The sequence below is a fragment of the Lysinibacillus sp. FSL P2-0066 genome, assembly GCF_037969495.1.
Taxonomy (GTDB): domain Bacteria; phylum Bacillota; class Bacilli; order Bacillales_A; family Planococcaceae; genus Lysinibacillus; species Lysinibacillus boronitolerans.
The window spans coordinates 331,896-351,482 of record NZ_CP150202.1 but is presented as its reverse complement, the minus strand read 5'-3'; the positions used below and the strand labels follow the sequence as shown (position 1 = coordinate 351,482).

Annotated in this window: 23 protein-coding genes and 1 other RNA gene; 11 read left to right on the top strand and 13 right to left on the bottom strand. The window is 36.2% G+C overall.

What is annotated here, in order from left to right; all coding sequences use genetic code 11:
- Positions 1-185: 185 nt before the first annotated feature.
- Positions 186-626 carry a DUF2269 family protein gene (locus MKZ14_RS01735; protein ID WP_016992176.1) on the bottom strand — a complete coding sequence of 147 codons (441 nt, stop codon included), beginning with the start codon at positions 624-626 and terminating at the stop codon, positions 186-188.
- A 172-nt stretch (positions 627-798) separates the two neighbouring features.
- Between MKZ14_RS01735 and MKZ14_RS01730 the strand changes: the two genes are divergently transcribed.
- Positions 799-1,437, top strand: coding sequence for a YfbR-like 5'-deoxynucleotidase (locus tag MKZ14_RS01730; RefSeq protein WP_333005614.1), 639 nt, complete (start codon positions 799-801; stop codon positions 1,435-1,437).
- Between the two features lie 103 nt (positions 1,438-1,540).
- The gene (locus MKZ14_RS01725) at positions 1,541-2,053 is read left to right on the top strand and encodes a zf-HC2 domain-containing protein (RefSeq protein ID WP_016992174.1); all 513 of its coding nucleotides are present in this window, start codon (positions 1,541-1,543) and stop codon (positions 2,051-2,053) included.
- 53 nt (positions 2,054-2,106) lie between these two features.
- Here the strand turns inward: MKZ14_RS01725 and MKZ14_RS01720 are convergent, their stop codons facing one another.
- A complete protein-coding gene (locus MKZ14_RS01720; RefSeq protein WP_016992173.1) occupies positions 2,107-2,445 on the bottom strand; it encodes a zinc ribbon domain-containing protein YjdM in 339 nt (112 codons plus the stop codon).
- Between the two features lie 247 nt (positions 2,446-2,692).
- On the opposite strand from MKZ14_RS01720, the gene ssrS reads away from it, so the two are divergent.
- Both ssrS and MKZ14_RS01710 read left to right on the top strand, forming a co-directional pair.
- Positions 2,693-2,885: non-coding RNA, 6S RNA (gene ssrS, locus MKZ14_RS01715), on the top strand.
- Between the two features lie 180 nt (positions 2,886-3,065).
- Entirely contained in the window at positions 3,066-3,530 is a 465-nt protein-coding gene (locus MKZ14_RS01710; protein WP_238542703.1) for a hypothetical protein, read from the top strand.
- Positions 3,531-3,552: 22 nt separating this feature from the next.
- On the opposite strand, the gene ytxJ is transcribed toward MKZ14_RS01710, so the two are convergent.
- The 6 genes from ytxJ to MKZ14_RS01680 form a co-directional block, all read right to left on the bottom strand.
- Entirely contained in the window at positions 3,553-3,897 is a 345-nt protein-coding gene (gene ytxJ, locus MKZ14_RS01705; RefSeq protein WP_333005709.1) for a bacillithiol system redox-active protein YtxJ, read from the bottom strand.
- A 98-nt stretch (positions 3,898-3,995) separates the two neighbouring features.
- On the bottom strand, positions 3,996-4,409 hold the full coding sequence (locus tag MKZ14_RS01700) for a VOC family protein (RefSeq protein ID WP_016992170.1): 414 nt from the start codon (positions 4,407-4,409) through the stop codon (positions 3,996-3,998).
- A 69-nt stretch (positions 4,410-4,478) separates the two neighbouring features.
- Entirely contained in the window at positions 4,479-5,117 is a 639-nt protein-coding gene (locus MKZ14_RS01695) for a 3-oxoacid CoA-transferase subunit B (RefSeq protein ID WP_016992169.1), read from the bottom strand.
- Positions 5,117-5,824, bottom strand: coding sequence for a CoA transferase subunit A (locus tag MKZ14_RS01690; RefSeq protein ID WP_333005711.1), 708 nt, complete (start codon positions 5,822-5,824; stop codon positions 5,117-5,119). Before MKZ14_RS01690 ends, MKZ14_RS01695 begins: the two co-directional genes overlap by 1 nt.
- Positions 5,825-5,907: 83 nt before the next feature.
- Positions 5,908-6,816 (bottom strand): LysR family transcriptional regulator, encoded by a 909-nt coding sequence (locus tag MKZ14_RS01685; RefSeq protein ID WP_333005713.1) that lies wholly within the window; start codon positions 6,814-6,816, stop codon positions 5,908-5,910.
- A gap of 365 nt (positions 6,817-7,181) precedes the next feature.
- Positions 7,182-7,820, bottom strand: a complete 639-nt coding sequence (locus MKZ14_RS01680) for a LysE family translocator (protein WP_016992167.1) — start codon at positions 7,818-7,820, stop codon at positions 7,182-7,184.
- Positions 7,821-8,047: 227 nt separating this feature from the next.
- On the opposite strand from MKZ14_RS01680, the gene MKZ14_RS01675 reads away from it, so the two are divergent.
- The 3 genes from MKZ14_RS01675 to MKZ14_RS01665 all read left to right on the top strand — a co-directional run bounded on the left by MKZ14_RS01675 (position 8,048) and on the right by MKZ14_RS01665 (position 10,240).
- Complete coding sequence (locus MKZ14_RS01675) at positions 8,048-8,470, top strand: SRPBCC domain-containing protein (protein ID WP_036078021.1); 423 nt, start codon at positions 8,048-8,050, stop codon at positions 8,468-8,470.
- Positions 8,470-8,790 (top strand): metalloregulator ArsR/SmtB family transcription factor, encoded by a 321-nt coding sequence (locus MKZ14_RS01670; RefSeq protein WP_036078020.1) that lies wholly within the window; start codon positions 8,470-8,472, stop codon positions 8,788-8,790. Before MKZ14_RS01675 ends, MKZ14_RS01670 begins: the two co-directional genes overlap by 1 nt.
- Before the next feature lie 119 nt (positions 8,791-8,909).
- Positions 8,910-10,240 (top strand): IS3 family transposase gene (locus MKZ14_RS01665; RefSeq protein WP_339280167.1). Its coding sequence is split into 2 segments (ribosomal slippage): positions 8,910-9,291 and positions 9,291-10,240, totalling 1,332 coding nucleotides; the frame shifts between segments, so codons are not numbered across the junction.
- A gap of 55 nt (positions 10,241-10,295) precedes the next feature.
- Here MKZ14_RS01665 and MKZ14_RS01660 read toward each other — a convergent pair.
- From MKZ14_RS01660 to MKZ14_RS01650, 3 genes are all read right to left on the bottom strand, one after another.
- A complete protein-coding gene (locus MKZ14_RS01660) occupies positions 10,296-11,075 on the bottom strand; it encodes a YqhG family protein (RefSeq protein WP_036078017.1) in 780 nt (259 codons plus the stop codon).
- A gap of 17 nt (positions 11,076-11,092) precedes the next feature.
- Positions 11,093-12,607, bottom strand: coding sequence for an SNF2-related protein (locus MKZ14_RS01655; RefSeq protein WP_258859020.1), 1,515 nt, complete (start codon positions 12,605-12,607; stop codon positions 11,093-11,095).
- Between the two features lie 422 nt (positions 12,608-13,029).
- Positions 13,030-14,079: an NAD(P)/FAD-dependent oxidoreductase gene (locus MKZ14_RS01650; RefSeq protein ID WP_333006864.1), complete on the bottom strand. Its 1,050-nt coding sequence runs from the start codon at positions 14,077-14,079 to the stop codon at positions 13,030-13,032.
- Positions 14,080-14,392: 313 nt separating this feature from the next.
- On the opposite strand from MKZ14_RS01650, the gene MKZ14_RS01645 reads away from it, so the two are divergent.
- From MKZ14_RS01645 to MKZ14_RS01630, 4 genes are all read left to right on the top strand, one after another.
- Complete coding sequence (locus MKZ14_RS01645) at positions 14,393-14,971, top strand: dienelactone hydrolase family protein (RefSeq protein WP_258859021.1); 579 nt, start codon at positions 14,393-14,395, stop codon at positions 14,969-14,971.
- Positions 14,972-14,982: 11 nt separating this feature from the next.
- Positions 14,983-15,939: a LytTR family transcriptional regulator DNA-binding domain-containing protein gene (locus MKZ14_RS01640; protein WP_258859022.1), complete on the top strand. Its 957-nt coding sequence runs from the start codon at positions 14,983-14,985 to the stop codon at positions 15,937-15,939.
- A gap of 145 nt (positions 15,940-16,084) precedes the next feature.
- The gene (locus tag MKZ14_RS01635) at positions 16,085-16,933 is read left to right on the top strand and encodes an ABC transporter ATP-binding protein (RefSeq protein WP_036078004.1); all 849 of its coding nucleotides are present in this window, start codon (positions 16,085-16,087) and stop codon (positions 16,931-16,933) included.
- Positions 16,930-17,637 carry an ABC transporter permease gene (locus MKZ14_RS01630; protein WP_036078002.1) on the top strand — a complete coding sequence of 236 codons (708 nt, stop codon included), beginning with the start codon at positions 16,930-16,932 and terminating at the stop codon, positions 17,635-17,637. Before MKZ14_RS01635 ends, MKZ14_RS01630 begins: the two co-directional genes overlap by 4 nt.
- Here MKZ14_RS01630 and MKZ14_RS01625 read toward each other — a convergent pair.
- On the bottom strand, positions 17,634-18,806 hold the full coding sequence (locus tag MKZ14_RS01625; RefSeq protein WP_333006866.1) for an ATP-grasp domain-containing protein: 1,173 nt from the start codon (positions 18,804-18,806) through the stop codon (positions 17,634-17,636). The two genes, MKZ14_RS01630 and MKZ14_RS01625, sit on opposite strands and share 4 nt — an antisense overlap.
- A 115-nt stretch (positions 18,807-18,921) precedes the next feature.
- Positions 18,922-19,509 carry a GNAT family protein gene (locus MKZ14_RS01620; protein WP_009373719.1) on the bottom strand — a complete coding sequence of 196 codons (588 nt, stop codon included), beginning with the start codon at positions 19,507-19,509 and terminating at the stop codon, positions 18,922-18,924.
- Positions 19,510-19,587 lie beyond the last annotated feature (78 nt).

The following is a 19,587-nucleotide window of genomic DNA, read 5'->3' as shown; positions in this document are numbered from 1 at the left end:
GTTATTTGATCTGATCGATGCTGCTGATAAGGAAAAGACGCTTCTGCAGAATGGTTGATTGGAGTGGAGCCAACGTAAGTGAGTGAAGTGGCTCATCGGACGCCCCCTGGAAAGGACGCTGGCGGAACGGAAATCAATCTCTCGCCTTGTGAAAAGGTCTTTTTCTGCAGATGACAGTATCTTTTTTACCAAAGAACGGGCTTTGCTACCATCAGCCAAAGCATAATAAGCAATAATAAAATATACATCCATGTTTTTCGATGTAACAGTGAAACAAATTGTTGATGGTTATATGCAGGCGTGTTAAATGTGCGCAACGTCGGTTTAAACGCTCTCGCTAGAAATACAATCGATGCAAACATCACGAGGAATGTTAATACAATCCATGAGGTATTCCAATGATAGCCTGCATACCACATTAACAAAATACCCGATGCTACTAGTACATGCCCTGAATGTTTTACGAGCGCAATGGCACCCTTAAATGCTTCTATATATGGTGACATGTCATCAGTGGAAGCTGTGCGCATTTTTTTTACAATGGTTAGTACAACAAACAAAGGCCCAATCGAAAGAATAGCACTTAAAATATGTATATAAAGAAGAAGTGTATAAATGGAAAACATGCTGTGTACTCCCCTTTTCATCAGTCCCCTTCATTATAGCATTCAAGCTGAATCTACTTTATCAGCAATTGTGAATCCTTTGTAAACACAGCCTGAATCATTGTTAAATTGTTTGAAAACCGTATAAAGAGGGTATTGTTTATAGTAACATGCACTTATAGAACAAAAAGGAGTGATTTTTATAGGAATTCACCAATTTTTTACAAGCCTTAATGATTTAGAGCGTATTATTCGTTGCCCAGGTCGCTTCAAATTTGAAGAGCACAACGTGGCAGCCCATTCTTGGAAAGTGTCCCAATATGCGATGTTTTTCGCAACATTAGAAGAAATGCACGGTGCAACAGTTGATTGGAAATCTTTATATGAAAAAACGATTAATCATGACTTTGCTGAAGTATTTATTGGCGACATCAAGACACCTGTAAAACATGCTAGTCCAGAGTTAAAGCAAATGCTAGCACACGTGGAAGAAAAGATGATGGAAAAATTCATTATCAATGAAATCCCACAAGAATTTCAGGCTATTTTCTTTGAACGGATGAAAGAAGGAAAGGATCAGACTATAGAGGGTCGGCTACTTGAATTTGCAGATAAACTAGATCAATTTTATGAAGCTTTCGCAGAATTAAAGCGCGGCAATACTGACAAAGAATTTGTCTATATGTATCAATCAGCCCTTTCAAAACTGTTGGCGATTCCACTTGAAGCGACCGTCCAATATTTCCGCACAGAAATTTTAAAGGACGCAGTAAAGGAAAAAACACATATCGATATTCAAGCATTAACAAATGAAGTATTAACATCAAACTAATAGGGTGCATGTACAAGTTTTCCGATTGAAAAATTCACGGAAGGCTTTTTTTATTTTCCACAAAAAGTCGTATAATGAGGATAGATTGAATGGAGGGAAAGTATTGTCACAGGAATGCTCAATTGTAGAAGATTTATTACCTCTTTATAAAAAACAAATGCTTCAAGCATCAACAATAGAATTTGTTGAACAGCATCTAACAACTTGTCAGCAATGTCAGAAGCTTGTAGCCAATTCATCAACTCAGAACGCATACTTACCCATGAAAAGAACAGTATCCTTTTTTCATATCATATTTATTGTATTATCCTTTATGTTTGCCATTAACTCGTCCTTACTCGGCAATCAAAAGGGCTTTGTCATCTCATATGCACTTTTCGGCTGTCTTTCTTACCTTTTCTATAAAAACATCTGGATTGTCTTTATCATAAGCTCTGTGCCTGTATTCGTTTGGGCTATCATTAATAATCTTAATAATGAGCTCTATATTACAACCTTCTCCTTAACAGAAATAGGAACGCTTGTGATTGGAGCTGGCTACATTGCACTTTTACATACCATTTTCGCCTTAATTGGCGCAGCTTTTGCCATTCTATTACGTAGGGTTTTTCACTAAACAAAAAAGCACCTTGAACTTTTTTTACCAAAGTTGAGGTGCTTTTTTGCTTGTTAGGCCTTTTTCACAAATTCTGATTTTAATTTCATGGCACCAAAGCCATCAATTTTGCAGTCGATGTTATGATCGCCTTCTACTAGACGGATACTTTTTACCTTTGTACCAATTTTTAAAGTGGAAGAACTGCCCTTCACCTTTAAATCCTTAATAACAGTAACTGAATCGCCGTCAGCTAACAAATTACCATTTGCATCTTTTACAATAAGTGCATCTGATTCCTGTTCAGTTGCCTCCATACTCCATTCATGCGCACATTCTGGACATACATAGTTGGCTCCGTCCTCATACGTATATTCTGAATGACATTTTGGACAATTTGGATAAGCTGCCATTTCCGCTTCCCCCTTTTACATATTTGCTAGGAAAATCCTCTTTATGCTCCTATCTTTACATAGTCGACCTTAATTAGCAAAGGTTGTTCGTATTTTCCGTTCGCATTTGTGAAAAAAATATGAAGCATCCGTACCTTTTTGAAGGTATTTCAAGATGCTCATTACGCTATTTGGAACACTTGCCCATTGACTAATTTGCCATTATCATCTTACTTGCATGTTTATCGTTCATGCTTTATTATATCCATAAAGGCTGCATTGTTCGTATAATATTAAGTTTTAACCTTTAAGCTGTAAAAGGGAGTTTTATTATTGGAGTTGGAATGACGGGCCTCACACTACGGTGCATGAGGATAAGCAGGAAAACTTCTGCGAACACCCACTTTGAGGAGTGGTGGTTTAAAACTTTCTATAATAACTACGGCATACGCGGCTTTTTTCCATTACATTATTGATCCAGCACCTTAGCCATTTTGGTTAAGGTGCTTTTTATTCAACATATTTTCCCCTTCTTCTCTATTCAATCACTTCCAAACCATTCTTAAAAACTGTGGACAACCTTCTTATATTTTGTATAATTCCCTCCCATTTTGCACATAGATGGAGTAACAAGGGAGGTTATGACATTGAAAAAATTAATTTATCTATTGGTTTTTACTTCACTACTATTAGTAGCTTGTGGAAAGAACGCAGAGCCAAAGGAAGTAGCAGTCGATCAAAATACGAATGTTGAAGATATTGTAGGCGCGATTGTGAAAAATGAATTCTCTGTGGATGAATCAAAAAACGGTGTTGTCACAATTTCCATTCAAGATACAGATGTGACAGAAGGATCGAAAAACCAGATGCTAAGAGATTCTACTAAAATTTTCGCTGATTTGTCCAAATTAAAAAATGTGAAGACACCAGCTATTACTTGGTATGCTCCGCTCACTGAACCTGATGGGGACAAAACGATGACAGAGGTTTTGAATATTTATTTTAGTGAAGAGGATTTTCACAAAGTAGATTGGGCCAATTATCTACAGGTCGATATCGAGTCTAGCGCCACAAATTATCATGAAGATGAGGCCTTGGAAGATTAAGCACATACAGATACCCCACGCCCTATTGTGGAGTATCTTTTTTTACATATTGTTCTATAGCGTTTACTAAAAGAGATTGCTTTATTTTGTAGTGAGTTGCTTGCCAAATTCCTTTCCCACCCTGCAAAATTAATAGCTGTGGTGATTCGTGCTTCACTTGAAGATCACAGGCAATAGCATTTGAAACTACTCGGTCCATTTGTACAATCACAATATATTTAGGCAATTTCGTTTGTAATACTTTATATTCCTTTAAAGCTGAAATACTACTTATACATGTCATGCTAATTTTTAATACAAGACAAGGTTTGAACTTCGATTGCTCCAAAACTTCGTACCACGTGTTCAATGTTGTTATTCGTTGCATTTAGTAACCTCCTAAACAAATTATATACTACACAGGGTATTTTAGGTCGCATAAAAAACACGAGACTACAGACATAGCTCGTGCTTAAAATTTTCTATTTAAATGCCTTCTGTATTCATGAGTACTATACGCCAGCCATCAGGATCTTCAATGGTTACCCCTTTTTCAGCCCAATACAGATTTTCAGGCTCTACTTCGGGATATCCCATAAGTGCAAGACGTTCGACAATATGGCGAATTGTATCTCTGTTTGGGATATAAAGTACGAGAAGATTGTCCTTACTTGGTGCAGGACAAGGGCTACCTTCAATATGCTCTGTAAATTCTAAATGATAACTTGCATCTGGAAGACCAATCATTAGACCATCATAGCCACGATGACCTGCAAAAGAGCCTATTTTCTTTAATCCGACGCCTTCACAGTAAAACCGTGCTATTTCCTTTAGCTGAGCGGTTGGTCTTGCCACTCTTACCTGTGAGACTGCTAATTCATTTGTCCATTGTTGTTCCATCGTTATGTATCTCCTTTTAGACTATTGTAAAATGAGACAATAGCGCTGGAAACAGTCATAGGTCTGAAGTTATTGTATAAGAGCAACTGTAAATGAAGCGGCTGTTTTCTCTTTTACTTCCTCTAAAGAAACACCTTCTGCTAATTCAATCAATTGCATACCATCTTTCGTAAAATCAAATACAGCCAAATCTGTAATTAATCGATGTACGACACCTTTACCTGTTAGAGGAAGCTCACATTGTTTTTTAATTTTAGATTCACCATTTTTATTCACATGCTCCATGACGACAATCACTCTCTTGGCACCAACTACGAGATCCATTGCGCCACCCATGCCCTTCACCATTTTCCCTGGAATCATCCAATTAGCAAGATCTCCTGTTTCAGATACCTCCATACCTCCTAAGATGGCAAGGTCTATATGTCCGCCTCGAATCATCGCGAATGATTCTGCACTGTCAAAGAAGGATGCCCCTGGAACTGTTGTAACCGTTTCTTTACCTGCATTGATTAGATCAGGATCTACTGCATCTTCTACTGGATAAGGACCAATACCGAGAAGTCCGTTTTCGGATTGTAAAAGCACGTCATAATCGGCTGGGATTGCATTCGCAACAAGTGTTGGAATACCTATGCCTAAATTGACATTCATACCGTTGGCTATTTCTTTTACTGCTCGGTTAACAATTTTTTGTCTTGTATCCATTATGCTTCCCCCTTTTTCACCGTTAAACGTTCAATACGCTTCTCATAGTTTTCACCTACTAATACACGTTGTACAAAAACCCCTGGTGTATGGATATGATCAGGATCTAGTTCTCCAACTTCTACAATTTCCTCCACTTCAGCTATTGTAATTTTTCCTGACATAGCAGCTAATGGATTAAAATTGCGTGATGTTTTTCTGTAAACTAAATTTCCTAGCTTATCTGCTTTCCATGCTTTGACCAGAGCAAAGTCGGCAACAATGCCTTCCTCCAAAATATATTCTTTGCCATCAAAAACCTTCGCTTCTTTTCCTTCAGCAATCGGCGTTCCAACCCCTGTAGCTGTGTAAAACCCAGGAATTCCCGCTCCACCTGCACGCAAACGTTCTGCAAGAGTTCCTTGCGGTGTCAACTCTACTTCTAGCTCACCACTTAAAAATTGTTGTTCAAAAATCTTATTTTCTCCTACATAAGAAGCAACCATTTTTTTAATTTGCTTGTTTGCTAATAGTAGACCCAACCCCCAGTCATCTACACCACAGTTGTTACTGATAACCGTTAAATCCTTTGTTCCCTGTTGCACTAATGCTGCGATAGATTTTTCGGGTATACCGCATAGCCCGAAGCCACCTACAGCTAATGTGTCGCCATCCTTAATATCCGCAATCGCCTCTTCAAATGAATTCCATACCTTCCCATTCCCCATCTCGAAACCTCCCTGAATTGCTCGTTTGTTAAGGAAAATTCTACATCATTGCTATTTTACAAGTAAAGGAATTAATTAGAATACTACTTATTCCTATTTAGAATAAATCTCTTCTCGCTATTCCTACACATCATTTCAAGTAACTGTTTTAATGCATAAGATTGATAGGCATTCTTTTTCGTAATAATCCCTAAACGCCATGGCATTTCAAAATTATCTAATGGAATTATTTTCACATTTGTATTTGTTTGCTTAGCAGCTATGGAATGCGGTAACAATGTAATCCCTAAATTAGAGGATACTAATTCTACAATCAAGTCCCATTGTGAACTTTTATAGCCAATTGTAGGTGTAAAACCAACGCTTTCACAGGATTTAATTATATAGTCGTGAAGGGTGAACTCCTCCGCAAAGATAATGAATGTTTCATTTTTTAAATCTTGTAAAGCTATCGATTCCTGGCATGCATAGGGGTGAGATTCATTCATAAAAACATAAAACTGGTCTTCTATAAAGGGTTGAACAGCAAACTTCCTTTCATCTACTGGTAATACTATGATGCCCATATCAACATCACCATTTTCTACTAGCATTTCTACCATTTTTGCACCACGTTCGACAAGCGCTAAATGCACTTCAGGATATAGCTGATGAAATCCCCTAGCAATTTCAGGGAAAAATAATGTTCCAATTAAAGGTGGGATCCCTAACTTGATAGCACCTGTTTTAATATTTAATAGATCATCTAGTAAAATATGTAGTTCTTGGATAGCATGCATTATTTTTTGTCCTTGATTATACACAATACTACCTGCATCTGTTAGTTCTACATTACGCGTTGACCTATTCAACAATTCAACTTGTAATGATTCTTCTAATTTTTTGATACTTTTGCTTAATGAAGGCTGAGATACAAAGGAATCATTTGCAGCCTTTGTAAAACTCCTATGTTCAACAACAGCCATAAAGGCTTTTAAATCTCTTAATTCCATCACTATCGTCTCCATTTATTCATATTTTTTATAAAGTATCTATAAGTAATTCCCTTTAGTAATAAATTCTCCACTCTTCCTTTTTAATCCTTTTCAATCAGTTGATCATCAAAGTTTTAGATTTCTATATTTTAATAATGGAGAGTTTTTGAGGGTTATATGTCCTACAATCAATTATAAACTGGAGCCAGCGTCACTACTAGTGAACGCAGGGAGTGAAGAGACTCATTGGACGCCACCTGGGAAAGGACGCTGGCGGAACGGAAATCAACTCCTCACCTTTCAAAATTGCTTTTTCTGACGATGACTCACCTTTTTTCAACAACATGAAAATACACCACCTTAAAAAGTGGTGTATTTTCTACTTAGTGTGCTTTTTCTAATGCTAACTTAATCCCAAATGCAATTAATATTGCACCTGTTAGTCCTTCAATTACTGCCTTAGTTGATGGCTTTTTCATAAATGCGCTAATTCGATCTAAAAGGTACACATAGAAGATAAACCATAGCATTGTTAATGCTGTATAAATGAGACCCATTATTAAAAATGGGAGGAATGTTCCACTGTTACCATCTACGAATTGAGGAAGAAATGTTAGGAAAAATACTGCGACCTTTGGATTTGTCACATTTGTGAGAAACCCTTGCTTAAAGCAAGATTGTTGAGAATACTTGTGCTCAATACTTGCTTCATCTTGTACAGCCGGGGATTGTGTGCGAATAGTTCGAAGTGTCCATAAGGTCTTGATTCCTAAATAACATAAATAAACCGCACCAACATATTTTAAAACAGCGAATATATAGGCAGATTTTACAATAATCGCTGAAAGTCCAATAACAGCCGCACAAGTATGAATTAATAAACCGCAACAAGAACCTATGATTGTTTGTAAACCGCCCTTTCTGCTCACAGTCAGTGTGTTCTTTGTTGCAATCGCTGTATCAGGGCCAGGTAAAATAATAAGTAAAATGCACATAACTAAGAACACAGATATATTGACCATATTACGCCCACCCTTTCTGTCAGAAAATTATAAAAATAATTGTAACATACGCCAAGAGCAACAGAAAGATACAAAATGTTTTCGTTGACATATAACCATAAGGTGTTATATATTCATAACACCTTATGGTTATATGTCATACAGATTCCTCTGCTTTAGTGGACTCGAATAACGTTGTACGCCATTACACCAAGGTATCATTCATCAATCAAAAGGAGTAATAGAACATGACTGAAAAATTGCAGGATATTGTCAAAACAATTACATTAAATGCCCCTATCGAAAAAGTTTGGGAGACTGTCGCAACAGCTGACAAAATTGCTTCCTGGTTTATGCCAAATGATTTTCAACCTATTGAAGGTCACGAATTTACTATTCAATCACCGTTCGGCCCTTCACCCTGCAAGGTAGAACGTGTTGATGCACCGCACTTTCTGCGATTTGCTTGGGATCAAGATGGTTGGTTCGTCACTTTTGAGCTAAAAGAAGTAGGCGAGCAAACTGAATTTACTTTAACACATGGCGGCTGGAAGGAAGCATCACATATTATTCCTAAAGCGAACACTGCCACTGAAGCCATACGTACTAATATGGATGGTGGCTGGACAATGATTATTAATCATAAATTAAAAGAGGCTGCTGAATCCTAATGACTGAAGCAGCCATAAGGTATGATGTTTTTCAAGCAATCGCTGATCCAACAAGAAGAAGTGTTTTACAGCTCCTTGCAGCAAGTGACAGACCTATTTCCAATATTACTGAGCATTTTACGATTAGTCGAACCGCTGTCGTGAAGCATTTGAAAATATTGGAACAGGCGGAGCTAATTTCTGCTCAAAAAAAAGGGCGCGAAAAAATCTATACGTTGCATAGTGAGCGCTTAAAGGAGATTGAAGATTGGCTCCAATACTTCCATTTATTTTGGGACAATAAATTGGCTCAGCTTCAAAGCATGGTGGAGGATCATTAAAAGTAAAAAAGAGCTGTCCATTTTTAAACTGTACCCTATAAGATAGACACTTTGAAAAAAGTCTATCCTATAGGGTACTTTTGTTTATAATGAGAAAAAAGATGTTGGGGTAGAGTGAAATGACCAAAAGATATTTTACGAAAATGGAACAAGAACAACTAAAATGTAATCCAAATGTGCAAGCAGTTAGCGAGAAAGCGATCACATATACTGACGAATTTAAACGTCATTTTATTGCGGAAAATGAAAAAGGTAAATTCCCAAGAGAAATTTTTGAAAATGCAGGTTTAGATGTTGAATTAATCGGTATAAAACGAATCGAATCTTCAGGCAAACGCTGGCGAGCTTCTTATCGTAAAGCAGGTGTCGGAGGTTTACAAGATACACGTAAAACAAATTCAGGTAGACCTTCCGAACGCGAATTGACATTAGAAGAAAAATTGAAGCGTTTAGAGGCGAAAAATCGGTTACTTGAAGCAGAGAATGAATTGTTAAAAAAGCTCGATCTACTCGAAAGGCAGATGTTGAAGAAGAAATAAAAATCGCTACGACACTAAAATTTGAACTCATCCATCACACGATGAAAAAGTATAAATTAAAGCGTTTAGTCAGCTATTTATGTGATGTGATGGGTATATCTCGGTCTGGCTATTACAATTATTTTTTAGAAAAATCAGCTCAGAAGCGTGTGGAGCAAGAACAAGCAGATGAAGTGGTAAAGGAAATCATTTTAAAAGCGTATCATTTCAGAGGGCGAAAAAAAGGAGCACGTCAAATTAAAATGACGTTAGAAAATCAATATGGAATTACGTACAATCTGAAACGTATTCGCCGTGTGATGAAAAAATATCAGATTATCTGCCCGATTCGAAAAGCGAATCCAACTCGACGTATGGCAAAAGCAACGAAAGAACATCGTACGTGCCCAAATGAATTACAACGCAACTTTAAACAGGGTATGGCCGGAAAAGTGTTACTGACAGATATCACCTATTTAACGTATGGAAGCAGTAAACGCGCTTATTTATCAACGATTAAAGACGCTGAAACGAATGAAATTTTAGCGTATGAAGTGTCGTCTTCATTAAGTATAGATATTGCCCTCAATACGCTTCATCAATTGAAGAAACACCGCCATTTAACGGAAGATGCCTTTATTCATTCGGATCAAGGATTCCATTATACCAATCCACAATTCCAAAAACTTGTGAAGAAAATGGGGTTAGGACAATCCATGTCTCGCCGTGGAAACTGTTGGGACAATGCGCCACAAGAATCATTTTTTGGACATTTTAAAGATGAAACAACTATCGAGAAATGTGAAACATTAGAAGAAGTCAAACGAGAAATTAAGAGTTATATGATGTATTACAACCATTATCGAGGGCAATGGCATTTGAAAAAGCTGCCGCCTGCAAAATACAGACAGCAGCTTCAACAAGTTACCTAGCTTTTTTTAAAATGTCCTTTACAAAGGGTACAGTTTATTTTAGACAGCTCCTTATTTAAAAGAGATAAAATAATCCCCCATTAATGACTTCTATTTTAATTTTTGCTTCATATTGCTCCTCTAATGCTTTTCTTTCAATTTCATAGCATTCTGGTTTATCCTCTACATCTTCATAAAAATAATCTAATACACGTTGATCACGTTGCCATCGTTTTTGTGCTTCCATTGCCCAAGAATGATCATCCTGCTCAATAATTGACTCAATTGTAGCTTTCAATCTTTCAAGTGCTCGGGCAGGCTTAATAATATATTGCACATGAAATACATTTTCTTCGGGTTTTGTGTTAAAGTCCGAAGAACAAATCATTTCATGAAAATCCTCCTTAATAACACCAGTCAATAAATTAATGCCAAATGAGTAAAGCATTTCTTTTGTACGATCACAGCAATACGAAACTTTAAAGTTAACACCTAACCAGGGCGTTAAAATAACCTGCCCCATATCACGATCAACCTTTTCAAACAATTGAACATAGGCCCCTAGTTCTCTTGTAGCTAAAAATACTTGATTTAAACGTGGAGAGCCGTAATGAATAGCTTCCCCAAAAATGTTACCAGCCATTGCTGTTTGGTTTGTAATGAAGGTTACTTGAGCGGGGTTTGGCTCACTATTTGTCGCTTCAACGTATTGCCAATAAAATGGCCTATTCATAATTCTTTTATCTATGTCTACTGTTAATTGAACGGTTAGATAATGATCCTCTTCTCCTAAAATTGCACAGTCATTCTCCATAAAAAATTCCTTTAAATAGTGGTGAACTTGCTGCGGATACATAGCTGCATCTCCCTACCTTATACTGATTCTTTAAAGTTTGTTAAAATGGCATCTAAATCTCCAACCACCTTCTCGAACACATCAATCTTCGTATGAAGCAATTGCAGAATTTTTTCTTCAATCGTATTTTCTATAGCAAGATTATAGATATGAACATCATGCTCCTGTCCCAAACGATGGACACGGCCAATACGTTGCTCTAGCTTCATTGGATTCCAAGGTAGATCATAGTTGATTACATGATGACAAAATTGAAGGTTTATCCCCTCTCCTCCTGCCTCAGTAGCGATGAGCACCTGGGCTCGCTCTTTAAATAGGTGCTTCATATAATCTCGTTTACTTTTATTAAACTTACCATTAAACAGCACACTTGATATGCCATTAGAATGTAAGTACCATTGCAAATAAATTTGCGTAGCACGATATTCTGTAAAAATAATAACCTTGTCATTTGCTTGTTTAACAATTTCCAATGCCTTTTCTGCCTTTGAATTCACTTCCAAGGTCATTAATTTAGTTATAATCGCTTCAATTTCTTGTGGTTGTACATGATCATCCAGCATATTCGTTAATGTTAATGCTGTAGCTTCCTTGCTACTACACATTTCTTTTTGCAACGTTATTAATGAAAATGACCCTGTGTTTTGAAGGTTGCCAAGCATTTCGTAAACTTCTCTTTCTTCGTCCGTAAATGTAATCGGTACAATTTGTACACGACGATTTGTCCAATCAATCCCCGTATCTTCCCTTCGATTTCTTACCATTACCTGATTAACCAACTCTTTTAAATAATCATCATGTTCTAAATCATGCTTACTAGCAGAGAAGGCAGATTGGAACGTGTCATAGTTACCTAGATGTCCAGGCTTTAATAAGGAGATTAAATAATACAATTCAAAGATATCATTTTGAATAGGTGTGGCTGTTAATAATAGGCAGAATTTTTTCTTTAAGCCTTGTACAAACTCGTAAATTTGTGTTTTATTATTTTTTAATTTATGTGCCTCATCAATAATTATCATGTCATAATCCTGCTCATAAATGCGCTCTCTATGTGGACTCTTTTTTGCCGTATCCATACTCATAATAAGGACATCATAGCGCTCTATTGGGCAATTTTTTTTATAGGCAACGGCAGGAATATGAAATTTTATATTTAACTCTTCAATCCACTGATTAATTAAAGAAGCAGGAGCCAAAATCAATGCTCTTTTCACAAGACCTCGAATAAGGTATTCCTTTAAGATTAAGCCAGCTTCAATTGTTTTCCCTAGCCCCACCTCATCAGCTAAAATAGCTTTCCCATTCATACGTTCAATAACTGTTTCGGCTGCCTCTAGCTGGTGTTTCAAAGGTTGTAGATTAGGTAAATACTTTGTAGCCTGCAATCCTGTAAAATCAGGAATTAGTTTCATTTTCACAATATCATAGTTCATCTTGTACAATGTCCAGCTATCCCATTTTTCAAGATGATTTAATCGATCGATAAAGCCTTCTTCCCACTCGGACGACCTTTCTATTTTCATGATCATCACCCCATGTCATTTTTTCTAGTTTAGGGTGTCCAAAAAAGGAAAAGCTATGTTCTTTCTAGAGGAAAAACACCTAATGAAAGTTATTTTTTCATTAGGTGTTTGTTAATTCATATATTTACGGAATTGGCTAGGCGATTTTTCAGCAAATTCTTTAATGGATAAATGAGATGTTCTCAAGTACATTTTAGACTTTTGAAAACGAAAATCAGTGAGATAATTTGGACTAAAACCCATTTTTTCTCAAATATTTCACGATACCATGACAATCATATTCTCTGTATAATTTTCTTCTATATACTCCATAATCAGCGTTATATTTTGTTTATTATATTGATAGTCCCTCAGAAGTGTTTCTTCTAAAATAGACATCAAGATAAAAGAAAGGAACACCATGAATACTTCAGTGCTCCTAAAATCGATTATTTTAAACTTTCCTGTAATAGCTTACGATTACGTTGTTTGAAAATATCATTATGTGAGGAAACGATACCTCCCTCAGAAGCATCAGGTTGGATATATTTCTTCGCACTATTCACTGCATGAAGTGCATCATGAAAGGCTGCTGCAATTAAATGAATTTTACCATCATGGCTCAAAATATCACCCGCAGCATAAAGGCCTGGGATCGATGATTCACTATTAATCGTACCAGCGATAAAATAATCATTTTTGCGCTCAATGGCTAATGGACTATTATCTAACAGCTCTTTATCACGCACATACCCATGACTGATGACAACTTCATCAATAGGAATTTCTGTTACAGTCCCTGTTTCATGATTTGTTAAAGCAATAGCTTTAATCATTCCTGCTTGCTCGTCTGCAATCAGCTTGGTAATTTCAGAATTGAAATGGCATTCGATCGAACTATTTGCAAGCTCTGTAATTTGAGCCTCATGTGCAGACAATGTATCTTTTCGATAAGTTAAATAGACCTTGGATGCCACCTCCGTTAATTCTAATGCCCAGTCTACCGCTGTGTTACCACCACCAGAAATAATAACTGCCTTATCTTTAAATTTTTCATAGGATTTAATTGTGTAATTTAAATTAGATACTTCAAAGCGTTCAGCCCCCTCAATTTCAATTTTTTGGGGATTTAGGATGCCACCACCAATAGCAACGATAACGGTTTTGGAATAATGAATATTTCCTGACTCTGCTGTTATGACAAAAATACCATCTTCATTTTTTGCAATGGACAGGACTTTTTCATTTGTATAAATAGAAGGATTAAAGGTTAAGGCTTGCTCAACTAATTGTTTAATTAGTTGCCCCCCTGATATAGGCGTTACACCTCCCACATCCCAAATCATTTTCTCTGGATAAACATGAATTTTACCGCCTAGCTGTGGTTGTGATTCAATTAGCTTGGTTTTCATTTCACGTAAACCACAATAAAAGCTTGAATATAAACCCGCTGGCCCACCACCAATAATGGTTACATCATATAATTCTTGTTCTAACAATTTTTAACACACCTTTCAATTTGTCTTTACCTATTTCAACAATTGGACTAACTCATATCGCATGACAGTCCTACTGTGTATTTCTAATTGTGTAAACTGATTTGAACTTCCTCCTTAAATTCCATTATACGATAATGATAATCATTATCAAATAAAATTATACCAAATTCTAATTATATAAATAATAATGTTAATAATTGGTGACCAAATCATTGTACTTTTGAAAATAATTATTACTGTTCATTCTAGAAGCGAATTATACGTTTTACTTACTTTTTGATACACTATTGGAAAAAAGATAATAGAGGACGCAATGAAAAGAAAAATCTATATACTACATGAGATCTATGGAGTTAATCATTTTATTGAAAAACAAATTCAAGAATACGGCGATGAAGACACTGCTGTTTCCCTTATTTCGCTTTATCCAGAAGGACTTTCCTTTCCATATGAGCAGGAAAAACAAGCCTATGACTTTTTCTTACAGACAGTTGGCTTTGATGCTCCTCTTGAGTTACTTTCACAAAAATTATTGGAGGCTTGTGAAAATGACGATGAGGTAATATTAATTGGATATAGTGTAGGTGCAACTTTAGCCTGGCGATTAACTACACTCCCCTTACACCGTGTCATTTGTGTGTATGGCTCACGGATCCGCCAATACCTTGATAACATTCCATCTTGCCCAACTTTGGTTGTTTTACCTAGCCATGAAGATAGCTTTGATGTTCAATCATTGAAGGACACACTTGCAAGCATACCGAATGTTCAGGTCAAACAATTTCAAGGCTTACATGGCTTTATGGATGCCTCTAACTCAAACTACTGTCAGATGAGCCACTCGCAAGCACTCAATGACATCAAATACTTTTTACAAGCTAGCAAGCTATAGGAGGAATAAACGTGGAACAAAATATTGATATTCAGGTTGATCCATATATTGAAGCAGGCAATGTTATTTATCCAAGCTTTCATCTTTCTCTACAACCTGGCATGATTATAGGCATCTATACAGATGTTTCCAAAATACATACATTAATGCAATGGTTTATGAAACGAGATGATACGTATACTTCTTTTCGTGAAAGCTCGTTATATGAGCGACTCACAGCGCGCGAGTATATCCAGTTCATTTTAAAGCTTTTTAGCCGCCCAACTAATGAAACAGAGAACATATTGAAGCTTTTTAAACTTACTGAACAAAAAAACAATAGAATTAGTAAGCTTTCTAATAGTGAAAAACAGCGATTAAAACTATTGAATATGTACCTACATCCGGCATCTATTCAAATTTTAGAAGAACCCTTTCAAAATATAGATGAATTTTCAAAGCAAACTATCCAACAGTTATTAAAAAATCTCGCAAAAGAGCACAAAATTATTATTTTATTATCAAATAATCTAGAAGACTTAATGGTTGCAAGTACAACTATACATCGATTAGATGGAGCAGACTTACATGCTTTAGACGTAAAAGAGGATGGTGTAGAACAGGCACCAATAACCATTAAGAATGCACCAATTCGACTAGATAAAATCCCAACAAAGAAAAATGAAAAGATTATTTTATTTAATCCACCCGAAATTGATTATATTGAAAGTGTTGAAGGAGAAGTATCTATTTATGTAGCAGGTGAAGCTTATCCATGTACTCTATCGCTAAATGAGTTAGAGCAAAAATTGACACCATTCGGCTTTTTTAGAAGCCATCGTTCTTATATTGTGAATCTACAAAAGGTTCGAGAGATTATTACTTGGACACGCAATAGCTATAGCTTAGCACTCAACAGTACAGAAAAGACAGTTGTTCCACTGTCGAAAAATAAATTGGCAACTTTAAAGGAAATACTCGGAATTTAGTAGATTTCCCAGGAAATAATCGACTCCTGTCACCTTTAATAAAATTCCATTGAAGGTTCTTTTTCTGCCTTTCACATGATTTTTACTGTGAGCCTTACCCTTGTTGTTTATAGTGTAGACATCAACAACAAACAGGAGGTTACACATGAACGCAGTGATTGATGTGCAACATTTGAAAAAAACTTTTAATAATGAAACAGCATTACAGGATGTTTCCTTTACCATTAAGAAAGGGGAAATATTCGGCTTTCTTGGCCCAAGTGGTTCTGGTAAAACTACTACTATTAAAATATTAACCGCACAAACAGATAAATCGGCTGGTAATGTTCTATTATTTGGGCAACATGCATCTGAAATGAAGCAAAGTCACAATCGTAAACGTTTCGGTATTTTGACAGATAATAGTGGCTTGTATACGAGACTATCAATTGAAGAAAATTTAATACTTTATAGTAATTTATATCAGCTATCTCCATCTGCTGTAAAAGAAGCTTTGGACTTTGTCAATTTATATGCAGAACGTAAAAAGAAGATCAGTCAGCTTTCCAAAGGAATGATTCAACGTGTTACACTTGCTCGTGCAATTATGCACAAGCCCGAATTATTATTTTTAGATGAGCCTACTTCTGCTTTGGACCCAGTAAATACACAGCATATATATAATGGCTTACGAAAATTAAATGCTATGGGTACAACAATTTTTTTAACAACACACGATATGAGCGAAGCAGAAATACTTTGTGATCGTGTTGCTTTCCTGCATAAAGGGAAAATCCGAGCAATCGGCGCTCCAAAAGATCTAAAAAAAGAATTTGGCTCTGACACTATTACAGTAGAGCTTAAAAATGGCGAACAGGAAATTATAGAGAATGGTTCTCAAGATGCAGAGAAGTTATATCAATGGATGCAATCCGATCAAGTTACACGTATCTATACAAACGAGCCAACACTAGGTGACATTTTTATGCAAATAACAGGGAGTGATTTAGTATGAATATTTCAATGACACGTATTCAAGCTATATTGATGAAGGATTATAAGGAATTCTCACGTAACTATGCCGTATCAACTATGGTATTACTACCACTTATAATGGCGTTTTTATATAATCGATTAGGTGCAAATACTATTAGCATGTATTTTCTACCAATTAACATGACATTTTCCATAGTGACTACTTACGTACAATGTAGTTTAATTGCAGAAGAAAAGGAAAAAAACACTCTTCGCAGTCTTATGCTCTCCCCTGCCTCACTTGGAGATATTTTAATTGGTAAAAGCCTGTTTGTTCTAATTGTTACAATTGTATCTGTAACAATGGCTATTTTTCTAGTTGGCTACGAACCTGCAAACCTTTTTATCTTAGCAATTGCATTATTGCTTTCTGCTGTGTTTTATATTGCTCTAGGTACAATATGCGGTTTATTTGCTAAATCTATTATGGAAGCATCTATTATTGTGTTACCTGTAATGGTTATCTTCTCATTTGGACCTCTGGCCTTAGCTCTATCTTCGGCATACCCAATCTTAAAATTAGCTGAATGGCTACCAAGCTCACAGTTATTACTTTTAGCAGAGGCGTTAGAAGGTAAGTATTCTATGGCAGATGTTCTTATTCCTATGATTACGATAATTGTATGGTCTCTTCTTTCTTGGATTTTCGCAGCAATTATCTATAAAAAAAGAATGGTCGATTAAAGACCATTCTTTTCTTCAGGTAATAATTCCTTCTCCCGTTTTTCAATTTCCTCTAACGTATCTGCATACCATACACCGACAAATCTAGAAGGTACAGACTCCTCAAAATAATCTCCATCATAGAAAGATAAGGGAAATAACATACCTTGTTTTATATATTTCTTAATTGTTTGATAGAAGTAATTATTCTGTTGTGGGCTTTGTGCTGAATAGGAGCTAAATTTATTGATGGGCTTTCCTAAAGCATCATGAAACATCAGCATAGAGGTTGAACCATTTTGACGGAAATTTAAATCTATCGCTTGAACATCACCAGCTTCAGTGACAATTAAATCAAAGCCTGCCACACCGACAAAGCCTTCTTCAACGCCACGTTCCATAATATGCTTTCCTACTTCAATTACTTTTTCGGGCACTTTATCTACAATGATATTCCCTTCGTAAATGCCATTGTCATCCGTAATTTGCTGGGAAGCTCCTAAATATTGAATACCTAGCTCCTCCGAGTAAACAAATTGACAGCTATAGTTGTCCTTTGTCTGTAAAAGCTCCTCAATGATTATACTTTCAGTTCCAGTCATCCGAAATTGTCGTAAACCCTCCGTCAGCTCCTCTTTATTATGACAAATGGTAACGCCATATCCTCCCGATGTCGGAGAATCATCGCCAGGCTTCAGTACTACAGGAGGCTGCCAATTTTTAATGGCATCTGAAAGTCTATACGTCTCCACATTTAGACGACTTGGCACATATTTACTATCGATTAAATGATCAATATAAGCTTTTGTATTCAACTCATTAAATTTCTCCGCATCCATCCAATAACATTGACGATCCATATGCTCCAGGTCGTGTATATATTGACATACAATGGTCTTCCCTTCCTTACACCATGTTTGGATCTGTGCCAGATATTCCTCTTGAGTCTCATAACTATAAGGCTGTTCTACCCATGGTAATCCTGCTAATTGATGAAGCTCTTGCGCCTTTTCTGTTTGTGTTGCTCGATGTACTAGCACGGGGATATCAGCAATAGCAACTTCTCTTGAGGTTAAAGCATCTAGCTTATGAGGATCATCCATCATCCACGGATTATCGCTATACGGTGTTCTTGGTGTATACACAGCATTATCACCATAAATTTGTCTTAACGTGTATTTAGGTTTCAAGTAGATTACCCTCTTTCAATTTTTCGGTACTCTACTCTACCCTCCCCTTTATTTTTTGACACTTTTTATAAGAAAAAAGGGTTTTACGGGTTATATAAATCCCTTTTTATACCTATTAACATCCCAATTGCACTAATAGACTTTCTAAATGCTTTTTCACCTGTGGCCATTCTTCTATTGTAATGCTATACATAACGGTATGCCTAGTTGTCCCATCTTTGCGAATCATATGGTTACGCAATATTCCCTCTTTTGTAGCACCAATTCGCTCAATTGCCTTTTGAGAACGAATATTTTCATGATCCGTTTTTATTTGTACACGTTGTAAATGAAGATGCTCAAAAGAGTATCGTAATAGCAAATACTTACAATTAGTATTAATAGCTGTACGCCAGTATGCGGGTGTTAGCCATGTATAGCCAATTTCTAATCGCTGATGCTTGTCATCAATATCCATAAAACGTGTAGACCCGATAATGTCCCCTGATTGTTTATCCACAATCACAAATGGAAATTCTGTTTTTTCGTTTTTTGCCTTTAATGCGTTTTCCACAAATTTATTCACATCTTCCTTTTTTTCTATGGTTGTGGACATATGTGACCAAATTTCTGGATAACTTCCTGTCTCTAAAATTCCTGGTAAATCGCTCAATTCTAAAGGCTTTAGTTTAACCACTTCATTTTCTAATGTTATAAATTCCATTACACTTCACTCCTTTTTACTTATTTAACGGTAAAATTGATATGATATATATAACCAATTACTAAAAAATCAACCATA

Coding starts and splice junctions, on each gene's coding strand:
- MKZ14_RS01635 (WP_036078004.1), top strand. CDS start 16,085: ATGAACGCAGTGATTGATGTGCAACATTTGAAAAAAACTTTTAATAAT.
- MKZ14_RS01630 (WP_036078002.1), top strand. CDS start 16,930: ATGAATATTTCAATGACACGTATTCAAGCTATATTGATGAAGGATTAT.
- MKZ14_RS01690 (WP_333005711.1), bottom strand. CDS start 5,824: ATGGGGAATGGGAAGGTATGGAATTCATTTGAAGAGGCGATTGCGGAT.
- MKZ14_RS01700 (WP_016992170.1), bottom strand. CDS start 4,409: ATGGAACAACAATGGACAAATGAATTAGCAGTCTCACAGGTAAGAGTG.
- MKZ14_RS01645 (WP_258859021.1), top strand. CDS start 14,393: ATGAAAAGAAAAATCTATATACTACATGAGATCTATGGAGTTAATCAT.
- MKZ14_RS01655 (WP_258859020.1), bottom strand. CDS start 12,607: ATGATCATGAAAATAGAAAGGTCGTCCGAGTGGGAAGAAGGCTTTATC.
- MKZ14_RS01680 (WP_016992167.1), bottom strand. CDS start 7,820: ATGGTCAATATATCTGTGTTCTTAGTTATGTGCATTTTACTTATTATT.
- MKZ14_RS01620 (WP_009373719.1), bottom strand. CDS start 19,509: ATGGAATTTATAACATTAGAAAATGAAGTGGTTAAACTAAAGCCTTTA.
- MKZ14_RS01675 (WP_036078021.1), top strand. CDS start 8,048: ATGACTGAAAAATTGCAGGATATTGTCAAAACAATTACATTAAATGCC.
- MKZ14_RS01735 (WP_016992176.1), bottom strand. CDS start 626: ATGTTTTCCATTTATACACTTCTTCTTTATATACATATTTTAAGTGCT.
- MKZ14_RS01660 (WP_036078017.1), bottom strand. CDS start 11,075: ATGTATCCGCAGCAAGTTCACCACTATTTAAAGGAATTTTTTATGGAG.
- MKZ14_RS01670 (WP_036078020.1), top strand. CDS start 8,470: ATGACTGAAGCAGCCATAAGGTATGATGTTTTTCAAGCAATCGCTGAT.
- ytxJ (WP_333005709.1), bottom strand. CDS start 3,897: ATGCAACGAATAACAACATTGAACACGTGGTACGAAGTTTTGGAGCAA.
- MKZ14_RS01685 (WP_333005713.1), bottom strand. CDS start 6,816: ATGGAATTAAGAGATTTAAAAGCCTTTATGGCTGTTGTTGAACATAGG.
- MKZ14_RS01720 (WP_016992173.1), bottom strand. CDS start 2,445: ATGGCAGCTTATCCAAATTGTCCAAAATGTCATTCAGAATATACGTAT.
- MKZ14_RS01710 (WP_238542703.1), top strand. CDS start 3,066: ATGACATTGAAAAAATTAATTTATCTATTGGTTTTTACTTCACTACTA.
- MKZ14_RS01695 (WP_016992169.1), bottom strand. CDS start 5,117: ATGGATACAAGACAAAAAATTGTTAACCGAGCAGTAAAAGAAATAGCC.